The organism is Caldimonas sp. (genome assembly GCF_046289365.1).
Taxonomy (GTDB): domain Bacteria; phylum Pseudomonadota; class Gammaproteobacteria; order Burkholderiales; family Burkholderiaceae_C; genus Caldimonas.
This window is the reverse complement of sequence record NZ_JBKBVU010000236.1, coordinates 1-4239: the sequence shown is the minus strand read 5'-3', so window position 1 is coordinate 4239 and position 4239 is coordinate 1. Positions and strand designations below refer to the sequence as shown.

Genomic DNA, 4239 nt, shown 5'->3' with positions numbered 1-4239 from the left:
GTTGACGTAGTAGCCGTCGCGCAGCTCGCGGGCGGCACGGGCCGCCATCTCGTCACGGTTCCAAGCCATTTGCGTTCTCCTTCAGGCGGCGGCGCGCACGGTGCGCTGCTCGATGCGTTTTTCGGGGGTGGCGTTGAGCACGATGCGGTGCACGAAGATGCCCGGCAGGTGGATCTGGTCGGGGTCGAGTTCGCCGGTCTCGACGATCTTTTCGACCTCGACCACGGTGATCCTGCCAGCCATGGCCACGTTGGGGTTGAAATTGCGGGCAGTTTTGCGGAAGACGAGGTTGCCGGACTTGTCGGCCACATAGGCTTTGACGAGCGAGACGTCGGGCACCAGGGAGCGCTCCATCACGTACTTCACGCCGTCGAACTCTCGCACCTCCTTGCCTTCGGCCACGATGGTGCCCACGCCGGTGCGGGTGAAGAAGGCCGGAATGCCGGCCCCACCGGCGCGCAGCTTCTCGGCCAGGGTGCCCTGGGGCGTGAATTCCAGTTCGAGCTCGCCGCTGAGGTACTGGCGTTCGAATTCCTTGTTCTCGCCCACGTAGCTGGAGATCATCTTCTTGATCTGGCGCGTGGCCAGCAGCTTGCCCAACCCGAAGCCGTCCACGCCGGCGTTGTTGGAGATGACGGTCAGGTTCTTCACACCGCTGGCCTGCAGCGCGTCGATCAGGGCCTCGGGGATGCCGCACAGGCCAAAGCCGCCGACGGCCAGCATCTGGCCGTCCTTGACGATCCCTTTCAGTGCCTCGGCAGCACTGGGGTAGAGCTTGTTCATGCGAGTCTCCTTCGCAAGGGGGGTGGGACAAACCCACAGCGTACTACGTATCAGGATACGTAGAATCGCCTAAGCAGTCTCCTGAGCCCGCAACGATGTCCATGCTGCCCCCGATCGACTACCGTGCCGCATTCGAGATGGCGCCGGTCGGTTTGGTGTTGTCACGCAACCGCATCATCGTCGACTGCAATCACGCCCTGGCCGAGATGTTCCGCACCTCGCGCGAGGTGCTGGTCGGACAGTCCTTCCTCGTGCTCTATCCGAGCCCCGACGAGTTCGAGCGCACCGGCCGTCGCATCGAGCCCATCCTGGGGGCGAGCGGCCGCTATGCCGATGAACGGATCATGAAGCGCTCGCCGGGCGACCCGCAGGGCGAGCTGTTCTGGTGCCACGTGACTGGCCGCGCGTTCCATCGCGACACCCCGCACGCTGCGGGCATCTGGACCTTCGAGGATCTGTCGTCCAAACGTCCCGTCACGCTGGAGCTCACCGGCCGCGAGCGCGAGGTTGCCGCCTTGCTGATCGAGGGACAGACGAGCAAGCAGATCGGCAAGGCGCTGGGGGTAAGCCACCGCACGGTGGACATTTACCGGGCACGGTTGCTGCGCAAATACCAGGCAGGCACGACGCCGGAGCTGGTGCAAAAGCTCATGGGCGGCTGAGCGCCCCTCGCGCGCTGTCACGATGGCGCAACGTGGGTGTCCTTCAATCGCGCCACCGTCACCGCGGAGCGCGCATGAAGATCCTCATCGTCACGGACGCCTGGGAGCCGCAGGTCAACGGCGTCGTGCGCACCCTGAAGATGACGCGGCGTGAGCTGCTGGCCCTGGGGCATGAGGTAGAGGTGCTGTCGCCCCAGGGATTCCCCACCCTGCCATGCCCGACCTACCCGGAAATCCGCCTGGCCTGGGTCACCCGCCGCCGCCTGGCCCGGGTGATCGACGCGCTGGCGCCCGACTGCGTCCACCTCGCCACTGAAGGGCCCTTGGGCTGGCAAGCCCGGGCCGTGCTTCGATCACGCGGCTGGCCGTTCACGACGGCCTACCACAGCCGCTTCCCCGAGTATGTGCATGCGCGCCTGGGCATGCCGCTGGCCTGGAGCTATGCAGCGCTGAGGCGTTTCCACAACGCGGGAGCGGCCACCCTTGCACCGACACCGGCCATCGTCGCCGACCTGCGCGCCCGGGGCTTCGCCCGTGTGCAGCTGTGGTCGCGGGGAGTGGATCTGACGATGTTCACGCCGCAGGGCGACCGGCTGCCCCGGGGAGAGGCGCCGGTTTTCCTGCATGTGGGCCGGTTGGCTGTGGAAAAGAATGTCGAGGCCTTTCTGAAGCTGGATCTACCCGGCGAGAAGTGGGTGGCCGGTGACGGGCCCGAGCGCGTCCGTCTGCAAAGGCAGTACCCTGGGGTGCGCTGGTTCGGTGTGCTCGACGGCCCGACGCTGGCGCGGCTGTACCGCACGGCCGACGTGGTGGTCTTCCCCAGCCTGACGGACACCTTCGGGCTCGTGATGGTCGAGGCCATGGCCTGCGGAACACCGGTGGCGGCCTTTCCGGTGCCCGGTCCGATCGACGTCGTGGGGGACTCCCCCGGCGGTGTGCTCGATGCAGACCTGCGCACGGCCTGCCTGCGCGCGCTGGCTTTGCCTCGCGGGCCGGTGCACGAGCACGCCCGCCGCTATTCCTGGCAGGCAGCGACCGAGCAGTTCCTCCAGGCGCTGCGGCCGCTCGGGCGGGATGGCCCGGTGCCCGCCGCAGCCTGAACCGGCGGTGGGGCTCAGCTCACGACCGCGCGCAGCCACTCGGGCAGAGGCACCGAGGTCTGCCGGGGAAAGTCCACCCACACCAAGGTCGCCCCGCCGGCCGCATCGATCTGGCCGGGGCGGTCGGTGCGCTCGAGCGTGATGAAGGTGTCCACGCTGCTGCGTCCGGGATTGGCCACGTAGTGGCGAGCCAGCAGCGTGCCCGGGAACTCGATCTGTCGGTAGAAGTTGCAGAAGGCATTGACGATGACCGGCCCCGTGCCGCGGGGGTCGGGCGCCCCACCCAGGCGGTGCAGCCAATCGATGCGCACCGTCTCGAGGTAGCGGAAGTAAGTTGCATTGTTGACATGGCCCATGGCGTCCATGTCCCCCCAGCGGATGGGGATGTGCATCTCGTGCACGAGCTTCTTCTGGTCGGGGATGTCGATGCGCATGCTCGAATCGTTCGTTCAGAGGGCAAAACCGTCGTCGGCGGCGATCACCGCCCCATTGATGAAGTGGCTCTCGTTCGAGCACAGCATCACGAGCAGGGCATCGAGGTCCTTGGGCTCGCCCAGGCGCCTGCGCGGCAGCATCGCGATCAGCTTCTGGCCTTGCTCGGTCTGCCAATGGTGGTGGTTGATCTCGGTGTCGATGTAGCCCGGACAGATGGCGTTCACGTTGATGCCGTACTTGCCCCACTCCAGGGCCATCGCACGGGTCATGTGGACCACGGCAGCTTTGCTCATGCAATACACGCCGATCTGGCCGAGCACGCGCAGGCCCGCCATCGAGGCGATGTTGACGATGCGCCCGCCGGTGTAGGTGCCCGGCGCCGCGCCGCGGGCACGAGCCAGCATGCGCTTGCCGACCTCCTGGGCCACGAAGAAGGCACCGCGGGTGTTGGTGTCGAAGACGTAGTCGTAGTCCTCGGGGGTGACATCCACGAGCTTCTGGGTGGTGCTGACACCGGAGTTGTTGACGAGGATGTCGATCGCGCCCACCTCGGTCTCGGCGTGTGCCACGGCCGAGCGGATGCTGCCGGTGTCGGTGACGTCCAGTCCGACGACATGGGCATCGCCCCCCAAGGCCTCGATCTCCGAGCGCAGGGTCTTGAGCCGCTCGACCCGGCGGCCCGCGAGCACGACGGCAGCCCCAGCGCGGGCCAGGGTGCGAGCGAACTGCTCGCCCAGGCCACTGGATGCGCCGGTGATCAAGGCCACGCGGCCGGACAGGTCGATGCTGTAACTCATGTGGGCCTCTCGGGGGTGCACAAAGACAAAAGGGGTCGATCGGCTGTAAAGGTCCCAAGCATAGCGGGACCACGGGCCCGATCACAGCCTGTCGCACGGCCGACAGCGGCGCGGCGAACGATGCGCTAGAGTCAGCTCCCGATCACAGAATCGAACGATCGTTCGATTTTTCATGACAAGCCGATAGAATCGCGGCAGTTCGGGGCGGAAGCGTCGGCCTCGGCCCCCAGGCGATCCCATCCATTCGAAGAGGAAGACACGATGACTGCGCAAGAGATCCTGGAGCAGTACGGCCCGCGCGAATCCATGGAATACGACGTCGTGATCGTCGGCGCCGGCCCCGCGGGGCTGGCCACGGCCATCCGGCTGAAGCAGCTCGCCGCCGAGAAGAACCAGGAGATCTCGGTGGTGGTGCTGGAGAAGGGCTCCGAACCCGGGGCCCACATCATGTCGGGTGCGGTG

At 66.7% G+C, this 4239-nt stretch carries 6 protein-coding genes and 1 pseudogene; 3 read left to right on the top strand and 4 right to left on the bottom strand.

The window, feature by feature from the left end; genetic code table 11:
* Window positions 1-69, bottom strand: a pseudogene (locus tag ACK42S_RS16085) (succinyl-CoA--3-ketoacid-CoA transferase); the annotation flags it as partial.
* Window positions 70-81: 12 nt separating this feature from the next.
* Window positions 82-783 (bottom strand): CoA transferase subunit A, encoded by a 702-nt coding sequence (locus ACK42S_RS16080; protein WP_409663869.1) that lies wholly within the window; start codon window positions 781-783, stop codon window positions 82-84.
* Window positions 784-884: 101 nt separating this feature from the next.
* Between ACK42S_RS16080 and ACK42S_RS16075 the strand changes: the two genes are divergently transcribed.
* Entirely contained in the window at window positions 885-1445 is a 561-nt protein-coding gene (locus ACK42S_RS16075) for a LuxR C-terminal-related transcriptional regulator (RefSeq protein WP_409709843.1), read from the top strand.
* A 74-nt stretch (window positions 1446-1519) separates the two neighbouring features.
* Window positions 1520-2545, top strand: coding sequence for a glycosyltransferase family 4 protein (locus tag ACK42S_RS16070; RefSeq protein ID WP_409709840.1), 1026 nt, complete (start codon window positions 1520-1522; stop codon window positions 2543-2545).
* Between the two features lie 14 nt (window positions 2546-2559).
* Here the strand turns inward: ACK42S_RS16070 and ACK42S_RS16065 are convergent, their stop codons facing one another.
* Window positions 2560-2979, bottom strand: a complete 420-nt coding sequence (locus tag ACK42S_RS16065; protein WP_409709837.1) for an acyl-CoA thioesterase — start codon at window positions 2977-2979, stop codon at window positions 2560-2562.
* 15 nt (window positions 2980-2994) lie between these two features.
* On the bottom strand, window positions 2995-3777 hold the full coding sequence (locus ACK42S_RS16060; RefSeq protein ID WP_409709834.1) for an SDR family oxidoreductase: 783 nt from the start codon (window positions 3775-3777) through the stop codon (window positions 2995-2997).
* Window positions 3778-4038: 261 nt separating this feature from the next.
* On the opposite strand from ACK42S_RS16060, the gene ACK42S_RS16055 reads away from it, so the two are divergent.
* A partial coding sequence (locus tag ACK42S_RS16055) for an FAD-dependent oxidoreductase (RefSeq protein ID WP_409709831.1) occupies window positions 4039-4239 on the top strand: 201 nt, incomplete at its 3' end.

Excerpts from the sequence above, each read along its gene's own strand:
- ACK42S_RS16080 (WP_409663869.1), bottom strand. The coding sequence starts at position 783 with ATGAACAAGCTCTACCCCAGTGCTGCCGAGGCACTGAAAGGGATCGTC.
- ACK42S_RS16075 (WP_409709843.1), top strand. The coding sequence starts at position 885 with ATGCTGCCCCCGATCGACTACCGTGCCGCATTCGAGATGGCGCCGGTC.
- ACK42S_RS16070 (WP_409709840.1), top strand. The coding sequence starts at position 1,520 with ATGAAGATCCTCATCGTCACGGACGCCTGGGAGCCGCAGGTCAACGGC.
- ACK42S_RS16065 (WP_409709837.1), bottom strand. The coding sequence starts at position 2,979 with ATGCGCATCGACATCCCCGACCAGAAGAAGCTCGTGCACGAGATGCAC.
- ACK42S_RS16060 (WP_409709834.1), bottom strand. The coding sequence starts at position 3,777 with ATGAGTTACAGCATCGACCTGTCCGGCCGCGTGGCCTTGATCACCGGC.